This window comes from Hymenobacter plasmatis (genome assembly GCF_020711255.1).
Classification (GTDB): Bacteria; Bacteroidota; Bacteroidia; order Cytophagales; family Hymenobacteraceae; genus Hymenobacter.
In genome coordinates this window covers 146,079-162,734 of sequence record NZ_JAJFAW010000006.1, presented here as the reverse complement: position 1 = coordinate 162,734, position 16,656 = coordinate 146,079, and the positions used below count along the sequence as shown (strand labels likewise).

14 protein-coding genes are annotated in these 16,656 nt (G+C 61.0%); 9 read left to right on the top strand and 5 right to left on the bottom strand.

Translation table 11 applies throughout. The features are described 5' to 3' along the window. Nucleotides 1-90 precede the first annotated feature (90 nt). Entirely contained in the window at nucleotides 91-927 is an 837-nt protein-coding gene (locus tag LJ738_RS06420; RefSeq protein ID WP_227785482.1) for an alpha/beta fold hydrolase, read from the top strand. A 172-nt stretch (nucleotides 928-1,099) separates the two neighbouring features. Here the strand turns inward: LJ738_RS06420 and LJ738_RS06415 are convergent, their stop codons facing one another. From LJ738_RS06415 to tsaD, 5 genes are all read right to left on the bottom strand, one after another. Next, on the bottom strand, nucleotides 1,100-2,167 hold the full coding sequence (locus tag LJ738_RS06415) for a fatty acid desaturase family protein (RefSeq protein ID WP_227785481.1): 1,068 nt from the start codon (nucleotides 2,165-2,167) through the stop codon (nucleotides 1,100-1,102). Between the two features lie 84 nt (nucleotides 2,168-2,251). Further along, nucleotides 2,252-2,746, bottom strand: a complete 495-nt coding sequence (locus tag LJ738_RS06410; protein ID WP_068192983.1) for an HNH endonuclease — start codon at nucleotides 2,744-2,746, stop codon at nucleotides 2,252-2,254. A gap of 231 nt (nucleotides 2,747-2,977) precedes the next feature. Beyond that, nucleotides 2,978-3,769, bottom strand: a complete 792-nt coding sequence (locus LJ738_RS06405; RefSeq protein ID WP_227785480.1) for a C40 family peptidase — start codon at nucleotides 3,767-3,769, stop codon at nucleotides 2,978-2,980. A gap of 147 nt (nucleotides 3,770-3,916) precedes the next feature. After that, nucleotides 3,917-4,375 carry an SsrA-binding protein SmpB gene (gene smpB / locus LJ738_RS06400; protein WP_068192980.1) on the bottom strand — a complete coding sequence of 153 codons (459 nt, stop codon included), beginning with the start codon at nucleotides 4,373-4,375 and terminating at the stop codon, nucleotides 3,917-3,919. A 102-nt stretch (nucleotides 4,376-4,477) separates the two neighbouring features. After that, a complete protein-coding gene (tsaD, locus tag LJ738_RS06395; RefSeq protein ID WP_227785479.1) occupies nucleotides 4,478-5,488 on the bottom strand; it encodes a tRNA (adenosine(37)-N6)-threonylcarbamoyltransferase complex transferase subunit TsaD in 1,011 nt (336 codons plus the stop codon). 296 nt (nucleotides 5,489-5,784) lie between these two features. Between tsaD and LJ738_RS21450 the strand changes: the two genes are divergently transcribed. From LJ738_RS21450 to LJ738_RS06355, 8 genes are all read left to right on the top strand, one after another. Next, nucleotides 5,785-10,389 carry a translocation/assembly module TamB domain-containing protein gene (locus tag LJ738_RS21450; protein WP_227785478.1) on the top strand — a complete coding sequence of 1,535 codons (4,605 nt, stop codon included), beginning with the start codon at nucleotides 5,785-5,787 and terminating at the stop codon, nucleotides 10,387-10,389. Between the two features lie 86 nt (nucleotides 10,390-10,475). Beyond that, nucleotides 10,476-11,375 carry a cell division protein FtsX gene (locus LJ738_RS06385; RefSeq protein WP_068192972.1) on the top strand — a complete coding sequence of 300 codons (900 nt, stop codon included), beginning with the start codon at nucleotides 10,476-10,478 and terminating at the stop codon, nucleotides 11,373-11,375. A gap of 99 nt (nucleotides 11,376-11,474) precedes the next feature. Next, on the top strand, nucleotides 11,475-11,798 hold the full coding sequence (locus LJ738_RS06380; protein WP_227785477.1) for a DUF3098 domain-containing protein: 324 nt from the start codon (nucleotides 11,475-11,477) through the stop codon (nucleotides 11,796-11,798). Between the two features lie 13 nt (nucleotides 11,799-11,811). After that, nucleotides 11,812-12,642 carry an undecaprenyl-diphosphate phosphatase gene (locus tag LJ738_RS06375; protein ID WP_227785476.1) on the top strand — a complete coding sequence of 277 codons (831 nt, stop codon included), beginning with the start codon at nucleotides 11,812-11,814 and terminating at the stop codon, nucleotides 12,640-12,642. Continuing rightward, a complete protein-coding gene (truB, locus tag LJ738_RS06370; RefSeq protein ID WP_227785475.1) occupies nucleotides 12,639-13,484 on the top strand; it encodes a tRNA pseudouridine(55) synthase TruB in 846 nt (281 codons plus the stop codon). Before LJ738_RS06375 ends, truB begins: the two co-directional genes overlap by 4 nt. Before the next feature lie 117 nt (nucleotides 13,485-13,601). Further along, nucleotides 13,602-14,549 carry a bifunctional riboflavin kinase/FAD synthetase gene (locus tag LJ738_RS06365; RefSeq protein ID WP_227785474.1) on the top strand — a complete coding sequence of 316 codons (948 nt, stop codon included), beginning with the start codon at nucleotides 13,602-13,604 and terminating at the stop codon, nucleotides 14,547-14,549. A 34-nt stretch (nucleotides 14,550-14,583) separates the two neighbouring features. Continuing rightward, nucleotides 14,584-15,849 carry a carboxypeptidase-like regulatory domain-containing protein gene (locus tag LJ738_RS06360; protein ID WP_227785473.1) on the top strand — a complete coding sequence of 422 codons (1,266 nt, stop codon included), beginning with the start codon at nucleotides 14,584-14,586 and terminating at the stop codon, nucleotides 15,847-15,849. Next, nucleotides 15,846-16,562: a CoA transferase subunit A gene (locus tag LJ738_RS06355; RefSeq protein WP_227785472.1), complete on the top strand. Its 717-nt coding sequence runs from the start codon at nucleotides 15,846-15,848 to the stop codon at nucleotides 16,560-16,562. The genes LJ738_RS06360 and LJ738_RS06355 overlap by 4 nt, the downstream gene beginning before the upstream one ends. Nucleotides 16,563-16,656 lie beyond the last annotated feature (94 nt).

Sequence of the window (16,656 nt, the reverse complement as noted above, 5' to 3'; positions counted from 1 at the left end):
CGGCATTGACCTAGTGAGCTTTGCAACCACACCCGGCCGCGGACGGTAAGAGAAAAGACATCTTTCCCTTACTCCAAAACACTTTCACGCATGGCCATTCTAAAAGCAGGAACCGATACCGCCGGGCACCCGGTGAACATTTTTTACGAAGACTGGGGCCAGGGCAACCCCGTGGTGCTGATTCACGGCTGGCCGCTCGACCACACCATGTGGGAGCACCAGATGGTGGAGCTGCCCAAGCACGGCCTGCGCGTGGTGGCCTACGACCGGCGCGGCTTCGGCAAGTCGTCGCGGCCCTGGACGGGCTACGACTACGACACGCTGGCCGCCGACCTCAACGCCCTGCTCGAAGAACTGGACCTGAACAACGTGACGCTGGTGGGCTTCTCGATGGGCGGCGGCGAAATAGCCCGCTACCTCGGCACCTACGGCGACGCCCGCATTGCCCGCGTGGCCTTCGTCAGCGCCGTCACGCCGTTCATGCTCAAGACCAACAACAACCCCGAAGGCGTGCCCCAATCGGTGTTCGACGGCATGCAGGATGGCATGAAGAAAGACCGGTTCGACTTTCTGCAAACCTTCGCCAAGAGTTTTTACGGCGTGGGCATGATAAGCCACCCCGTGAGCCAGGGCGTGCTGGACTGGAACTTCACGGTGGCTTCGCTGGCCGCGCCCAATGCCACGCGTGACTGCGCCACGGCCTTCTCCAGCACCGATTTTCGAGCTGATTTGCAGATGATAAAAGTACCCACCCTGGTGATTCACGGCGATGAAGATGCCACGGTGCCCATCGAGGCCAGCGGCGCTCGCACGGCCAAAATGATTCCGCAGGCTGAATACAAGGTGTATAAGGGCGCGCCGCACGGCCTGTTCTTCACCGACAAAGACCAACTGACGACTGATTTATTGTCGTTTGTTGGCCGGTAATCAATTAAGAAGGTCATGCTGAGCGCAGCCGAAGCATCTCGCCTGTGGTAGTAACTCAATCGTTGAACGATGCGAGCGAGATGCTTCAACTGCGCTCAGCATGATGTTCTCGCACAAAAAAAGCCCCGACGCAGGTGCGTTGGGGCTTTTTGTTTATTGGGTTTAGCTCAATTTAGGCGGCGCGGCCCATCTGGCGGAGGAAGCCTACGTGCGAGGCAATGGCCGAGCGGGTGTGCCGGTAGTTGTTATAAGTCACATCAAACTCGCTGCACACCTGCTGCACAATCTTGCTGATGGCGGGGTAATGCACGTGCGAAATCTTGGGGAACAAGTGGTGCTCAATCTGGAAGTTGAGGCCGCCCACGAGCCAGCTTACCAATTTGTTATCGGTAGCGAAGTTGGCGGTGGTGCGCACCTGGTGGATGGCCCACTCATCTTCGAGCTTGGCCGTAACGGGGTGAGGAACCGGGAAGGCAGCGTCCTCTACGGTGTGGGCCAACTGGAATACCATGCTAAGCACCAAGCCCGCTATCGACGTGCTGAGCAGAAAGCCGGCCAACCAGGGCAGGAACCCCACCATGTAAACGGGCAACGCAATGTAAAGCACCAGGTTCAGCGCCTTAAAACCCCAGAAGCTGACGTGCTCGCCGGTGTTCATGGGCTTCAGGCCGATGGCGCCGATTTGGCGGGTAAAGTACTTCTGGTAGTCCATGGCAAAAACCCAGGACAGGTAGAGGAGGCAGTACAGCACCCAGAAATAGAAGTGCTGGTAGCGGTGCAGCGCGTGCTTGGGCTGGTCGGGCGTCATGCGCATCCAGGGGCGGATGTCGATGTCGTCGTCGTGGCCGTCGATGTTGGTGTAGGTGTGGTGGATGAGGTTGTGCTTGGAGTTCCACATGTAGGGGCTGCCGCCCAGCACGCCTAGCGTGTACGCCGCCAGTTTATTAACCCAGGAAAAGCGGGAGAAGCTGCCGTGGGCGCCGTCGTGCATCACGTTGAAGCCGATGGCGGCGATAACGCAGCCCGCCAGCGCGCATTCGAGCAGGGCCCAGCCCGTGGCGGGCGTGAAGAACACCACGTGCACGTAAAGGCCAATCAAAAGGCCCACCAGCAGTACCGCTTTAGACAGAAGGCCAGCACCGCCCGTTGTCCGCCGGCCCGACTCCTCAAAGTATTGATTGATGCGAGTTTTAAGCTCGGTGTGAAAGGAGCGAGTAGCGGCGAATTTGGGTAAGGACATGGGCGGGATTTGGGGAAACGAGGCACAAAGGTACCCCTCTCCAACGGCGCATGGTCCAACTTAGTTTAAAACTTACGGTTCAGCTCAATTTAAATACGCGTGCCAATTCTGGTCGATGGTGCCGGCCGATAGCTTGAGAAAACCCGCTAGGGTGGGTTTCTTGGGCTGCTGCCGGATGGTGAGGCCGGCTTCGTTGGGCGTGTGGTGGCCCTTTGCGTGGTTGCAGCGGGCGCAGGCCGTGAGCAGGTTGGTCCACGACGACTCGCCGCCGCGCGAGCGGGGCACCACGTGGTCGAGCGTCAGGTTTTTGGTGGAGCCGCAGTACTGGCACTCAAAATGGTCGCGCTTGAAAATATTGTGGCGGCTCAGGGCAATGCCTTTGTAGGGCACGCGCACGTACCGCTGCAAGCGAATGATGCTGGGCTTGGGGTAGGCATGCGAAATGGTGCGCAGCGTGCCGTGCTCCGACTTGGCCACCATTTCAGCTTTGTCGAGAAACAAGAGCACGAACGCCTTTTGCACGCTGCACAGGGTGATGGCGGTATAGTCGCCATTCAGCACTAACACTTTTTGGTCCATACACGCTTTTGGGCTCGGATAACCCGCCGAAAGCTAGCGGTTTCCAAGCAAATAAACAAGCGGTATTGGGTTAAGTTCAGTGAAGCGAAGGACAGAAAAAAGAACGTCATGCTGAGCTTGCTAAAGCATCTCTCCCGGTAAGCAATTTAATTACGCTCGTGGTAGAGATGCTTCGACAAGCTCAGCATGACGTGCTGGATAACCGCCTATGAGTCAATCTGGCCGCCTCCCCTACTCCGGCAGCAGGCGCTTGAGCAGGCGCAGTTTGTGGGAGTAGCGCTGCCTGTCGCGGTTGTAGATGCCGTTGTGGTCGAGCGGGTCGAGGCGGACTTCGCCGTGGGCATGCAGGATTTGGCCTTCGTCCATCACCATGCCCACGTGCACAATCCGGCCTTCCGAGTTATCGAAAAAAGCCAGGTCGCCGGGCTTAGTCTGGGCCACGAAGTGCACGGGGCGGCCGTGGTCAATCTGCTGGCGGGCATCGCGCGGGAGCTGAATGCCCACTAGGCCATACAGCTGCTGGCACAGGCCCGAGCAGTCGAGGCCGAACACACTTTTGCCGCCCCACACATAAGGGGCCTTCAAATAGAGCAGGGCCATTTTGCGCAGCAGCGCGGCCTGGCGAACCGGGTCGGGGGCGGCGGTGGGGTTGGTGGCGGTGCCATTGAAAAAGTACTGCCGGTCGCCGAGGCGCAGGTTCATGCCATCGAAAAACGGCAGGCGGCTGCCCAGGGTGAGCGGAATTTTGGTGGTGGCGTCGCTCACGGCCTGCACCACGTCCAGCACGCGGGGGTGGTCCTGGGCGCACCAGGCGTCGTAGTAGTCCGCCAATACGGGCGTATGTTGCTTGTAATCCATCCAGCCCACGTAGCCGTCGGCGGCGAGCTGTACCTGGAACCAGTTTTCCTGCTTGACCAGCACCTGGTAGCACTCGCCAAAAAGTAGTTGGGTAACCAGCTCAGCCCGGTCGTTGGGCTCGGCGCGGACGGGGACAGCGCTCAGGGCGCAGATACCGGGATTCAAAAGAGTGACGAAGTGAGAAAGTGACTAAATATCGAGGGACTGAGTGCCAGAGCAACTGAGTAATTTCCTGCAAAGAAAGGCGAAAGCGGAATGAGGCTCGGCAGCTGAGCGGTGCTTCACTCTGTCATTCTGCCGCTCAGTCACTCCTTAGAGGCGTTCCATGTCGCGCTTCTGGGCTTTTTCCTTGAGGTCGTTGCGTTTGTCGAACAGCTTCTTGCCTTGGGCCAGGGCAATTTCAATTTTAGCAAAGCCGCGGTCGGTTACGAAGAGGCGCAGGGGCACTATGGTCAGGCCCTGGTCGACGCTTTTGCCGGCCAGCTGCTTGAGCTCGCGCTTGTTGAGCAGGAGCTTGCGCTCGCGCATGGCGTCGTGGTTGTTGTAGGTACCCAGAGAATAGGGCGCGATGCGCACGCCGTGAATCCAGAGGCTGCCGTCGGTGTGGAACAAGCAATAGCCGTCCTGCAGGTTGACGTTGCCGTCGCGAATGCTCTTTATTTCAGTGCCTTGCAGCATCACGCCCGCATCGTACTTGGCCAGAAAAGTGTATTCGTGGCTGGCGCGGCGGTTTTTGATGTTGATGATGGCGGGTTTATCGTCTTTGGCCATGTAGGGAGGATAACTCCCACTTTTAGTGGGAGGGACATTGTACGGTAATGGTAGAACGCGAAAGCAGGCGGCGCGGACGACCGTTTCAACTGAAAGTTGGAGTTACAGCTTCAGGCGCGGGTCGGGGCTGGTGAGCTGGGTGGCGAAGTCGCCGGCTTCGTACTGGAAGTGTGCCGTCATGGCCACCATGGCCGCGTTGTCGGTGCAAAAGGCAAAGTCTGGGATGAATACCTCCCAGCCTTGGGCCACGGCTTCGGCCTCCAGGGCGGTGCGCAGGCCGGAGTTAGCCGCTACGCCGCCGGCCAGGGCCACTTGCGTCAGGCCAGTGTCGGCGGCGGCGCGGCGGAGCTGGCGCAGCAGCGTGGCCACAATGGTGTGCTGAATGCTGGCGCAGAGGTCGGGCAGGTTTTCGGCCACGAACTCGGGGTTAGCAGCCGTTTCTTTCTTCAGGAAATACAGCACCGAGGTTTTTAGCCCACTAAACGAAAAGTCGTAGCCCGGCATGGCCCCCACCGGAAAGGCAAAGCGCTGAGGGTTGCCCTGGCGGGCCAGCTTGTCGAGGTGCGGACCGCCGGGGTACGGCAGGCCGAGCAGCTTAGCGGTTTTGTCGAACGCTTCGCCGGCCGCGTCGTCGATGGTTTGGCCCATCACCTCCATTTCCAGCGCCGATTTCACCACCACCAGTTGCGTGTGGCCGCCGCTCACCGTGAGGCAGAGGAAGGGAAAGCTGGGCTTGGGGTCGCGCAGGAAGTGGGCCAGAATGTGGGCGCGCATGTGGTTCACGGCCAGCAGCGGCTTGCCCAGGGCCAACGCCATGGTTTTGGCAAACATACCGCCTACTAATAAAGAGCCGAGCAGGCCGGGGCCCTGGGTCACGGCCACGGCATCAAGGTCGTCCTTGGTAATCCCAGCTTCCCGCAAGGCGGCCGTGACCACAGGCAGCATGTGCTGCTGGTGCGCCCGCGACGCCAGCTCGGGCACCACGCCACCGTACTGCTCGTGCACTTTTTGGGTGGCCACCACATTGCTCAGCAGCTGGCCGCCGGCCAGCACGGCCGCGCCGGTGTCGTCGCAGGATGATTCGATGGCAAGGATAATGGGGCGAGCAAGCATGGTAATAGCGCGAAATAGCGCTTCGCGGCGTATAAATCAGGGATAAGGAGGGGTGCCGGTGAGGAAGCGCATAGCGGTATATGGCTGTGCTATGCAACCGCCCGCCTTACTTTTCGGCTCGGCAAAGGTAGCAGCGCGGCCCCGCGGCCGGGCACCGAAAGATGAACCCGAGCCCCGGTCCGACCGTTCCCATGGCTTGATACTTGCGCTAGGCTGCCCAGCCGTTGTCGCAAACGGCTAAAAAACCGCAACTTTGCGGATTACCTCGCGTTTTCCGCTTAATCCCCTCCTGCCCGGTGCGTCGTTTCTTCTCCGTTCTGCTAAAAGTACTGCTGGGCCTGGGGCTGGTGGTGGTGCTGGCCGTGGTGGGGGCGCTAATTGCTTTGCGGATTCCCAGCGTGCAAACGCGGATAGCCCACGAGGCCGCGGATATTCTGACGCGCAAGCTGGGCCAGCGCGTTACGATTGGGCGGGTTGATGTGCGGCCGTTTTCGCGCGTGCTGCTCGAAGGCGTGCGCGTGCAGGACCGGCGCGGCGGGGAGCTGTTCAGCATTGGGCAGGCCGATGCCAATATTTCCCTCTTCTCGGTGTTTGACCCGCGGCACCTGCACATTGCCAAGCTCACCCTGAACGAGCCACGGTTTGAGCTAAAAAACCTGGCGGGCCAGCCCGATTCCACCACGTTCAACCAATTTTTGGCGGCCGTGAAGCGGCTGGTGGGCCCTTCAACTGACACGACCAAAAAGGCGCCGTTTGATTTTCGGATTTCCGACGTTGCCCTGCGCAACGGCCACTTTGCCATTGAAAAGCAGGACGTGCCGCATGCGAAGACCTACGGCAAGAGCATTGACTACGACCACCTGGTGGCCGACAGCATCTACGCCGACATCTCCCGGATACACCTCGGCGACACAGTAGGCATGCGCATTAGCCACCTGCACGCGGTGGAAACGCCGTCGCAAACGCAGCTGCGCGAAATCACGGCCGACATGCTGTACCACCCGCATTTCTGGGAGTTCAAGAACCTGAGTTTGCGGGTGGGCAAGAGCCAAATCAAAGACTACGTGCGCTTTGAGTACCGCGTGTTCGGCAACTTCGCCGACTACAATGACTCGATGAAGACCATTGCCCACCTGCGGGGCTCGCGGGTGTACACCGACGACATTGCCAAGTTTGCCCCCCAGCTGGCGACGATGCACGAATCGGTGGCGATTTCCGGCGACGCTTCCGGCTACGTGCGCGATTTCAAGGTGAACAACCTCGACGTGCGCTACGGCAAGGGCACCCATATTGTGGCCAAGCGGGCGCACGCCGACAACCTGCCCAATTACAAGGAAAGCTTCATCGACCTGCGCCTGATGCCGTCGGTGGTGCTGGCCAGCGACCTGGAGCGCTGGTTGCCCGCCTCGGCCAATAAGATTGTGCAGCGTCTGGGCCGGGTGAAGCTGCAAGGCCAGGTGCTGGGCTTCTACAACGACTTCGTGGCCAATGCCTCGTTCGACACGGCCCTAGGCTTTGTGGCCACGGACGTGAACCTCAAGACCAAATCCGACCTGACCCACGCGGCTTACGAAGGCACGGTGCGGTCGAACAACTTCCAGTTGGGCAAGTTTTTGGGCGATGAATCAGTAATTCGGGACGTGACGCTGAATGGGCACGTGGCGGGCGTGGGATTCATCCCGCCCTTTGCGCGGGGGCAGGCCACGCTCACGGTGCCTGCCATTTGGCTCAACGGCTACCGCTACCACAACATTTCCCTTAAGGGCGACTTTCACCAGCAGGCCTTTAGCGGGCACTTTGCCGTGAACGACCCGGCCGTGCGCCTCGTGGGCGACGGCCACGTCGACCTCGACCGCGAGCATCAAGACGTGGCCGTCAAGACCAAGATTGACTACGCCAACCTGCGCACCCTGGGCCTCACCAGCCAGCCGTTTACGGTGGCCACCACGGCCGACGTCAAGTTCAAGGGTGTGGAGCTCGACTCACTCATCGGCCATGCCTACCTGCGCAAGTCCCACTTTAGCATGGGCAGCCGCAAGCTCAACCTCGACACCCTCGACGTGGTGAGCACCCGCAACAGCCGCAACCAGCGCCGTGTAACGCTGCGCTCGGAGGCGGTGGATGCCAGCGTGGCCGGCACGTTCAACACCTCCGACGTGGTGCACGACGTGATGACGCTCATCACCGAATACCGGCTCAATTTTGAAAGCAACGCCACCGCCACGGCCAACTACTACCGCAAGAAGCGCCAACGCGTGCTGCCGGTGTATCAGATTGATCTGCTGCTGAATCTGAAGCGGCCCAACCCGCTGCTGGCGCTGTTTGTGCCCGACCTGGAAGTAGCCAACGGCAGCCGCATCGACGGGTCGTTCCGCAGCGGCGAGACTTCCATCTTCCAGCTCGGCGGCCACCTCGACAGCCTGCGCTACGGCCCCGTGCGCACGGTGAACAACGACTTCGACTTCCTTACCTCTAAGCTGCCGTACAAGGCCGATATTCTGGCCCAGGCCAGCATCACGAGCGAGCGGCAGGTGCTGCCCACGCTGGGGCACACCGAAAAGTTTATTCTGGAGGGCGTGTGGGACCAGCAGCGCATCAACTTCTCCACGTCGCTGGCCCAAACGGGCACCACCAACAAGGCGGTTATCAACGGCTCGCTGGGCTTTTTGCCGCGCGCGGTGGAAGTGGTGTTTCGTCAATCGGGCCTGCACCTGCTGGATAAGGATTGGGCCATTGCTCCAAATAACTCGGTGCGCATTTCCGGCTACGGCCGCGAGTTCGAAATTAACAACCTGAATTTCAGTAGCGGCAACCAGTTTGTGGGAGCGCAGGGCTTTATCTCTCCCGATGCTAAAAAGCGGCCCCTGGAGCTGTCGGTACGAGACTTCCAGTTGGCCACGCTGAACACCCTGATTGGGCAGCGCCTCGAAGGCCGCGTGAATGCCCTGGGCACCGTGAGCGGCGTGTACGGCCCGCTCACCATCAACAGCACAATTGGGGTGGATTCATTGACCTACGATGGCACGCTTATCGGGCAGGTGGCCGGCCGCGGCGACTGGGACAACACGGCCAGCAAGCTAAACGTGAACCTGGACGTGGCCCGGGCCGGCCAGTCGGTGCTGACGGTGCTCGGCGACATTGCGCCCAAGGACCCCACCAACCAGTTTAACCTGACGGGCACGCTCAACGACGCGCCCATTGTGCTGGCCCAGCCGTTTCTGGGCTCGTTATTCCGGAACCTGGGCGGCACCGGCAAGGGCGAACTGCGGCTCACCGGCCTGTTTGCCGCGCCCAACCTGCTTGGGCAGGTCGACGTGAGCAACGGCCGCCTGACCTTCGGCTACCTGGGCACCACCTACACCTTCGCCGACCGCATCACCTTCACCAATCGCACCATCGAGTTCCGCAACATCCGCCTGCGCGACGTGCTGGGCAATACCGGCACTGTCGACGGCATCGTGCGGCACCACGGCTTCAAGGACATGACCCTGGACATTGCGGCCAACTTCCGCCGGATGCAGGTGCTCAACACCACGCGCAAAGACAACGAGCTGTACTTCGGCACGGCCTACGCCACGGGCACGGCCCGCGTAACGGGCCCCACCAGCGACCTCGACATTGTGGTGCGGGCCAGCAGCGAGGCCGGCACGCGCATTTCGCTGCCGCTCGATAATGCCGCCCGGGCCCAAAAAGCCGGCTACATCAAGTTCGTGAACAACAACCCGATTGGGGACACCGTGCTGATAAAAAAGGCGCAGACGGTGGCCGTGCAGGATAAAATCGACTTGTCGGGCATCAAGCTCAACATGAACCTGACCATCACGCCGGAGGCCTACGTGGAAATCCTGCTCGACGAGAGCACCGGCGACGTTATTCGCGGCTCGGCGGCCGGGCAGCTGCGCCTGGCAATCGACACCCGGGGCGACTTCAACATGTACGGGCAGGTGGAAATCGTGCGCGGGGCCTACAATTTCACGCTACAAGGACTGATTAACAAGGAGTTTGTGGTGCGGCCTGGCGGTCTTATTTCCTGGAACGGCGACCCACTGGCCGGCGAAATGAACGTGACGGCTACCTACACCCAGCGCACCTCGCTGGCGCCGGTACTCGGCACGGGGGCCTCGGGCAGTGCCGCCGTGGTACCCGTAACGGCCGTGATGAACCTGACCGGCCCGCTCCTGCTGCCGGCCATCAAGCTCAACCTTGAGTTCAACGATGCGCCGGGCACGCTGCAGGGCGAATTGGCCGCGTTCACGTCGTCGCTCCGCAACGACGAGCAGGAATTGAACAAGCAGGTGTTCAGCTTGCTGGTGTTCAAGCAGCTGTCGCCGCCCGGCTCCATTGCTAACTCCATTTCCCTACGCGGCCAGGACAACACCGTGCAGAACAGCCTGGGCCAGATTTTGAGCACACAGCTGGGCCTGCTCACGTCGCAAATCGACCAGAACCTGGAGATTGACTTTAACATCAACGGCCTCACCGCCGAGCAGCTGCAGGCCCTGCAGGTGCGCCTGAGCTATTCGTTCCTGAACGGCCGCCTGCGCGTGACCCGCGAAGGGGGCTTTACCAGCAACGCCAACCTGGTAAACACCGGCACCGCGCAGCCCAACTCGGGCAATACGGCTGGCCAGGCCTCGCTGCTCGGCGACCTGAGCCTGGAGTATTACCTGCGGCCCGACGGCAAGTTCCGCACCAAGCTGCGCTACGAAACCACCCCACGCGACCTGGAAACCATCAACCAGCCCCGCGCGGGCCTCTCCGTACTGCACACCGAGCAGTTCAACTCGTTTGGGGAGCTGTTCAGCCGCAAAAATCCCAAGAAGAAGGAGCGCAACACCCAAAAAGCCCGCGAAGGCAAGGAAGTGCTGACCGTTGACGAAGACCCGAGAACGAATCTGTAGTTTTAGAAAGTATAACAGCACGCCCTGCTGCGCACAGCGAAGCACGACGTGCTTTCATCGCCCCCGGCAGCTACCTTTGCCAACCTATGGCCGCCCCCACCACCCCCAGCACCCGCAAGAAAAAGCTCGGCTCTTATCCTACGTTGCTCGTGGTGTTCAGCATTACGCTGGCCTTGGTGGTGATTGGCTTGTTTGGCTTGCTGCTGATTCACGCGCAGAAACTCTCGGAAGTGGTGCGCGAAAACCTGGAGGTGCAGGTGTATCTCGACCGCGATTTGCCGGAAACCGAATTGCTGCGCCTGCAGCAGGACCTGGGGCACCTGCCCTACGTGGCCGAGCGCAACGGCAAGCCCCAAATCCGGTTTGTGAGCCGGGAAGAAGGCGCCCGCCAGCTGCTGCAAAGCACCGGCGAAGACTTCCGCCAGTTCCTGGCCGACAACCCGCTGCGCGACGCCTACGTGCTCAAAATCAAGCCCGAATACACCGATACCCTGCACCTGCGGCAGCTGGAGCGCAGCCTTTCCACGCAGCGCGGCGTGTTTGAGGTGCAGTACCCGCAAGACCTCTTTGCCAGCATCAACAACAACCTTACCCGCCTGAGCCTGGTGCTGCTGGGCTTTGCGGCGGTGCTGGTGCTGGTGGTGGTCATTCTGATTAACAATACGATTAAGCTGGCGCTGTTTTCGCAGCGCTTCCTTATCCGGTCCATGCAACTGGTGGGCGCTACGCCGCTCTTTATCCAGCAGCCGTTTCTGCGAAGGGCCACGTGGCAAGGCCTGGCGAGCGGCTTGCTGGCGGCCCTGCTGCTGGTGGCGCTGCTGCAGTATGCTTACCTCGAAATTGAGCCGCTGCGCCTGCTGCGCGACGACCTCCGGCTGGGCCTGCTCCTGCTGGGCGTGGTGGTGCTGGGTGTGATAATCGGCTTTTTCAGCTCGGCCCGCGCCGTGCACAAATACTTAAAAATGTCGCTCGACGACCTGTACTAAGTCATTTAACAATTATCAATTAACATTTAACAGCCGTGCTGTAGGTGCTAGTTGAAAGTGCTAAATGGTTATGGTTAAATGAAAACTGTTAATTGCTAAATGACACCTAAACCCGCGCCTCGCTTCGCCTTCGGCCCCCGCAACTACCGCCTGATGTGGATTGGGCTGGCCGCTCTGGCCGCTGGCTTCATCACCATGATGTTCGGCGACAAAGAGAACTACGGCGAGGACTTCGTGGGCATCACGCTGGGGCCGCTGTTGCTCCTGCTCGGCTTTGGCATTGAGTTCGCCGCCATTCTGGTGCGCGACAAAACCCTGACTTCGAGCACCAACGCTCCTACAGTCGCTCCCGGCACCACTACCGACAGCCTGACCTCGGCCCCGGCGGCTCCGGTGGCGGCCCCGGCCTACAAGCGCCTGTAATTCCGCTTCCTTTATGACCTATTGGCACGCGCTGCTCCTCGCCATCGTGGAGGGCATCACCGAGTTTTTGCCCGTATCCAGCACCGGGCACATGATTATTGCCTCGGCCCTGCTAGGCATTCCCACCACAGCGTTCACCAAACTTTACTTGGTGGTTATTCAGTTCGGCGCCATCCTTTCGGTGCTGGCCGTGTACTGGAAGCGCTTTTTTCAGAGCTTCGATTTCTATTTGAAGTTACTGGTGGCCTTTCTTCCCATTGTGGTGGTGGGCCTCTTGCTCAAGAAGCACATTGATGCGCTGCTGGAATCGGTGACGACGGTGGCCGTGATGCTGCTGGTGGGCGGCATCGTGCTGCTGTTCATCGACCGGTGGTTTCCGCAGGAGGAGCCCAACCACGGTGGCCACCCCGTCACGACGCCCAGCTGGCGCGAGGCCTTCACCATTGGGCTGTTTCAGTGCATTGCGGTGGTACCGGGCGTGAGCCGGTCGGCGGCCACCATCATCGGGGGCCTCACCCAGAAGCTCACGCGCCGGGCCGCCGCCGAGTTTGCCTTCTTCCTGGCCATGCCCACCATGGCGGCTGCCGCGGTGAAAGACTTGTACGACTACTACAAAGTGACGAAAGCCCAGGGGCTGGACCTGGCCCACACCTTCACGGCTGTGGAGGTGAAGCAGCTGGTACTGGGCAATGTAGTGGCCTTTGTGGTGGCGCTGCTGGCCATCCGGCTGTTCGTGGGTTTCGTAACCAAATACGGCTTCCGGGCCTTTGGTATCTACCGCATCATCGTGGGCGGCTTGCTCCTGATAATGTTGGGCCTGGGCATTAACTTACAACTGGTATGAGTGCGAAGCAGCTAGCCGATTTTGATTTTGAGACGGGCGAAGTCCTGCTGCTCGACAAGCCCCTGACCTGGACTTCGTTTGACGTGGTGCGCAAGGTGAAAAACGCGCTGCGCATCAAGAAGATTGGCCACGCCGGCACCCTCGACCCCCTGGCCACCGGTCTGCTCATTCTTTGCACGGGCAAGAAAACCAAGGAAATTGACCTGATTCAGGCCCAGGAAAAGGAGTACGCCGGCACCTTCCGCCTCGGCGAAACCACGCCCAGCTTCGACCTGGAAACGGCCGTGGACATGGCCCGCCCCTACGCCCACCTCACCCCCGAGGAGATTACCTCCGCGACGCTGCCCTTCGTGGGAACCATTCAGCAAACACCGCCGCTGTTCTCGGCTGTAAAAATCGACGGCAAGCGCGCCTACGAAATTGCCCGCAACGGCCAGGAGGCTGAAATCAAATCCAAGACCGTCGAAATAAAAACCTTCGAGCTCACGCGCATTGCGCTGCCCGAAGTGGATTTCCGGGTAGTCTGCTCCAAAGGCACGTATATCCGCAGCCTAGCCCGCGACCTGGGCGTAGCTCTGGGCTGCGGCGCCCACCTCACCCGGCTGGTGCGCACCCGCATTGGCGAGTTTCGGGTAGAAGACGCGTTTTCGCTCGAGGCTATTCAGGCGCTGCGCCCGGCCCGGCCCGAGGGCGAAGGCCGGCCCCGCATCGAGCGGCCCCGCATTGCCCCCAACCGCGTGGGTCTGCAGTATTATGCGGCTCTTCAGGCCGATGCGCTGGCCGCCAAAGAGCACGAGGCCCACGATGCCGCCGCCCCCGCGCCGGACACGGCGCCGGAATAACCCGCTGGCTGGGGCTCGCCGGTTTTGGGGCGGCCGCAGCGGCAGCGCGCAGTTCGGGTAAGTGCCCGTTACCTTCGCGGCACATCCTTTTCGTCCATTCGCTTCCCCGGCGCCCCAATGCACGTCATCCGCGACCCGGCTCAATTTCCTTTTCTTGCCAATGCTGTCGTCACGAGCGGCACGTTCGATGGCGTCCACGTGGGGCACCAGCGCATCATGGCGCGGCTGCGCGAAGTGGCGCAGGCCAGCGGCGGCCCGGCGGTGGTCATCACCTACTGGCCGCACCCGCGGCTGGTGCTGGGGCCGCCGCCCTCCCACCCCGAGCTGCTGGAGCTGCAGCTGCTCAACACCCTAGACGAGCGAATTGAGAAGCTGGCTCAACTCGGTGTTGATTACCTGCTCATTGTGCCCTTCACCAAGGAATTCGCGCAGTGGACCTCTGAGGAATACATCCAGAACCTGTTGCTGAAAACGGTGGGCACCAAGCAGCTGGTTATCGGCTATGACCACCGCTTTGGCAAAAACCGGGAAGGTGGGTTCGACTACCTCACCCAGCACGCCGCCCGCTACGGCTTCACGGTAGAGGAGATTCCGCGCGCCGACGTAGATGCGGTGGGCGTGAGCAGCACCCGCATCCGCCAGGCCCTGCGCCAAGGCGACATCGCCACCGCCAACCGCTACCTCGGCTACCAGTACCCGCTCACGGGCACGGTGGTGCACGGCCAGAAGTTGGGCCGCACCATCGGCTACCCCACCGCCAACCTGGTGCCCACCGAGCCGCTGAAGCTGGTGCCGGCCCGCGGCATTTACGCCGTGTGGGCTACCACCGCCGCGGGCACCCGGCACGAGGCCATGCTCAGCATTGGCGTGCGGCCCACCATTGGCAACGATTTAGCTCAGACGATTGAAGTCAATCTGCTGGATTTCACCGGTGATTTATACGACCAGCTGCTCACCCTTGAGTTTGTGGCCTGGCTCCGAGCAGAAGAAAAATATGACGGGCTGGACGCGCTAACGGCCCAATTGGCGTTGGATGCGGAGAATACCCGGGCCGCCCTGAAGTAGCTCGGCTTCTTTTTATCCCATAATTAAGCTGTTCATGAATTACTTACGGATATTTCTAGTGTGCTGCTGCTGGTTGGGTGCCCTGAGCGCGGCGCAGGCCCAGGGCAAACTCAGCGGTGTGGTACAGGACTCGGTCACGCACGAGCCGCTGGCCTTTGCCAGCGTATTTCTGGCCAACACCACCCTGGGCGTGACGACCACCGAGCAGGGCAAATTCGAATTTCCCAAGGTGCCGGCCGGCACCTACGACGTGGTGGGCTCCTACGTAGGCTACCGCCTGGCCAAGCAGACCATTACCGTTGGTCCGGCCGCCCAGACCGTGACGCTGCAGCTGGGCCCCACGGGCAACCAGCTGGGCGAAGTAGTGGTGCAGCCAGCCCCTAACAAGCCCGAGGAATACCAGAAATTCTCCAAGCTATTCGTTGGCCAGAGCACGTTCTCAGCCCAATGCCACATCAGCAACCCCGAGCAGGTGCGCGTGCTCTACGACGACTCGACCAAGCAGCTCACGGCCCAGGCCAAAGAGTACGTGCAGATAGACAACGACGCCCTGGGCTACCGCCTCAAGTACTACGGGCTGCAGTTTGTGTACGACGACGAAGACCGGTCCATTGCCTACTACGGCCAGCCGGTGTTTGAAGAAATGACGCCGCGCGACGACCGCCAGCGCAAGCAGTGGGCCACCAACCGCGCCATTGCCTACACGGGCTCCTTCATGCACTTCCTGCGCAGCGTGTACCAAAACCGCCTGAAAGCCGACAACTTCCTAGCCCAACAGGTGCTGGTGGTGCCCAACCCACGCTACGAGCGCGCCGAAGCCCAACGCACCGCCCTGCTCGCGCGCCGGCCCGATGGCGCGTTCACAGACGCCGAGCAGGACTCGCTGGCCAAGTGGGACGCCATTGCCCCCGCCCTGGCCTCGCTCTACCCCGAGCCCCGGCCCATCGACAGCCTGCGCCGGGTGTCGGCCGACGGGCGGCACACCTACCTGCGCTTCACCGGCGAGCTGCAGGTGACCCATTTCGGCGAAGCTCCCGACCCCGCTTACAATCGCCGCATGGCCTCGCTGGGCCCCTCGCGCACGCCCTACCCCGCCAAGCGGCAGGTGTCGCGGCTGAAGCTGCAGGGCCGCGAGGCCGAAATTCAAGCCAACGGCTCGCTGGTGAACCCACTCGAGGCCTATAACGGCGACTATTGGGGCTTTGAGAAAATAGGTGAATTTTTGCCGGTCGATTACGTACCGCCCACCGCTACTGCCAGCACCACTCCCACCCGTAGCACCACTCCCACCCACCGATGATAGACAAAACCGTTCCGAACGCCCAAGCCGCCCTCCAAGGCCTCGCCGATGGCATGACCTTGATGCTGGGTGGCTTCGGCCTGTGCGGCATCCCCGAAAACTCCATTCAGGAGCTGCTGCGCCTCGGCGTGAAAAACCTCACCTGCATCTCCAACAACGCCGGCGTGGATGATTTCGGCATCGGCCTGCTGCTGCAAACCAAGCAGGTGAAAAAGATGATTTCCAGCTACGTGGGCGAAAACGCCGAGTTTGAGCGGCAGCTGCTCAGCGGGGAGCTGGAAGTGGAGCTGATTCCGCAGGGCACGCTGGCGGAGCGGTGCCGGGCCGGCGGGGCGGGCATTCCGGCCTTTTTCACCCCGGCCGGCTACGGCACGGAGGTGGGCGAAGGCAAAGAAAGCCGCGAGTTCAACGGCAAGATGTACCTGATGGAAACCGGCCTCATCGCCGATTTTGCTTTGGTGAAAGCCTGGAAAGGCGATACCGCCGGCAACCTCGTTTACAAAGGCACGGCCCGCAACTTCAACCCGATGATGGCCACCGCCGGCAAAATCACCGTGGCCGAAGTAGAGGAACTGGTGCCCGCCGGCGAGCTCGACCCCAACCAGATTCACACACCGGGCATTTTCGTGCAGCGCATTTACCAGGGCGCCCACTACGAAAAGCGCATTGAGCAACGCACCGTGCGGCAGGCAGGCATAAGGCAGCATTTGTAGAAAAAGAGGACGTCATGCCGAGCGGAGCGAAGCATCTCTACCACGAGAGTAATTCCATTCGCCTGTCATGCAGAGCACAGCGAAGCATCTTCTC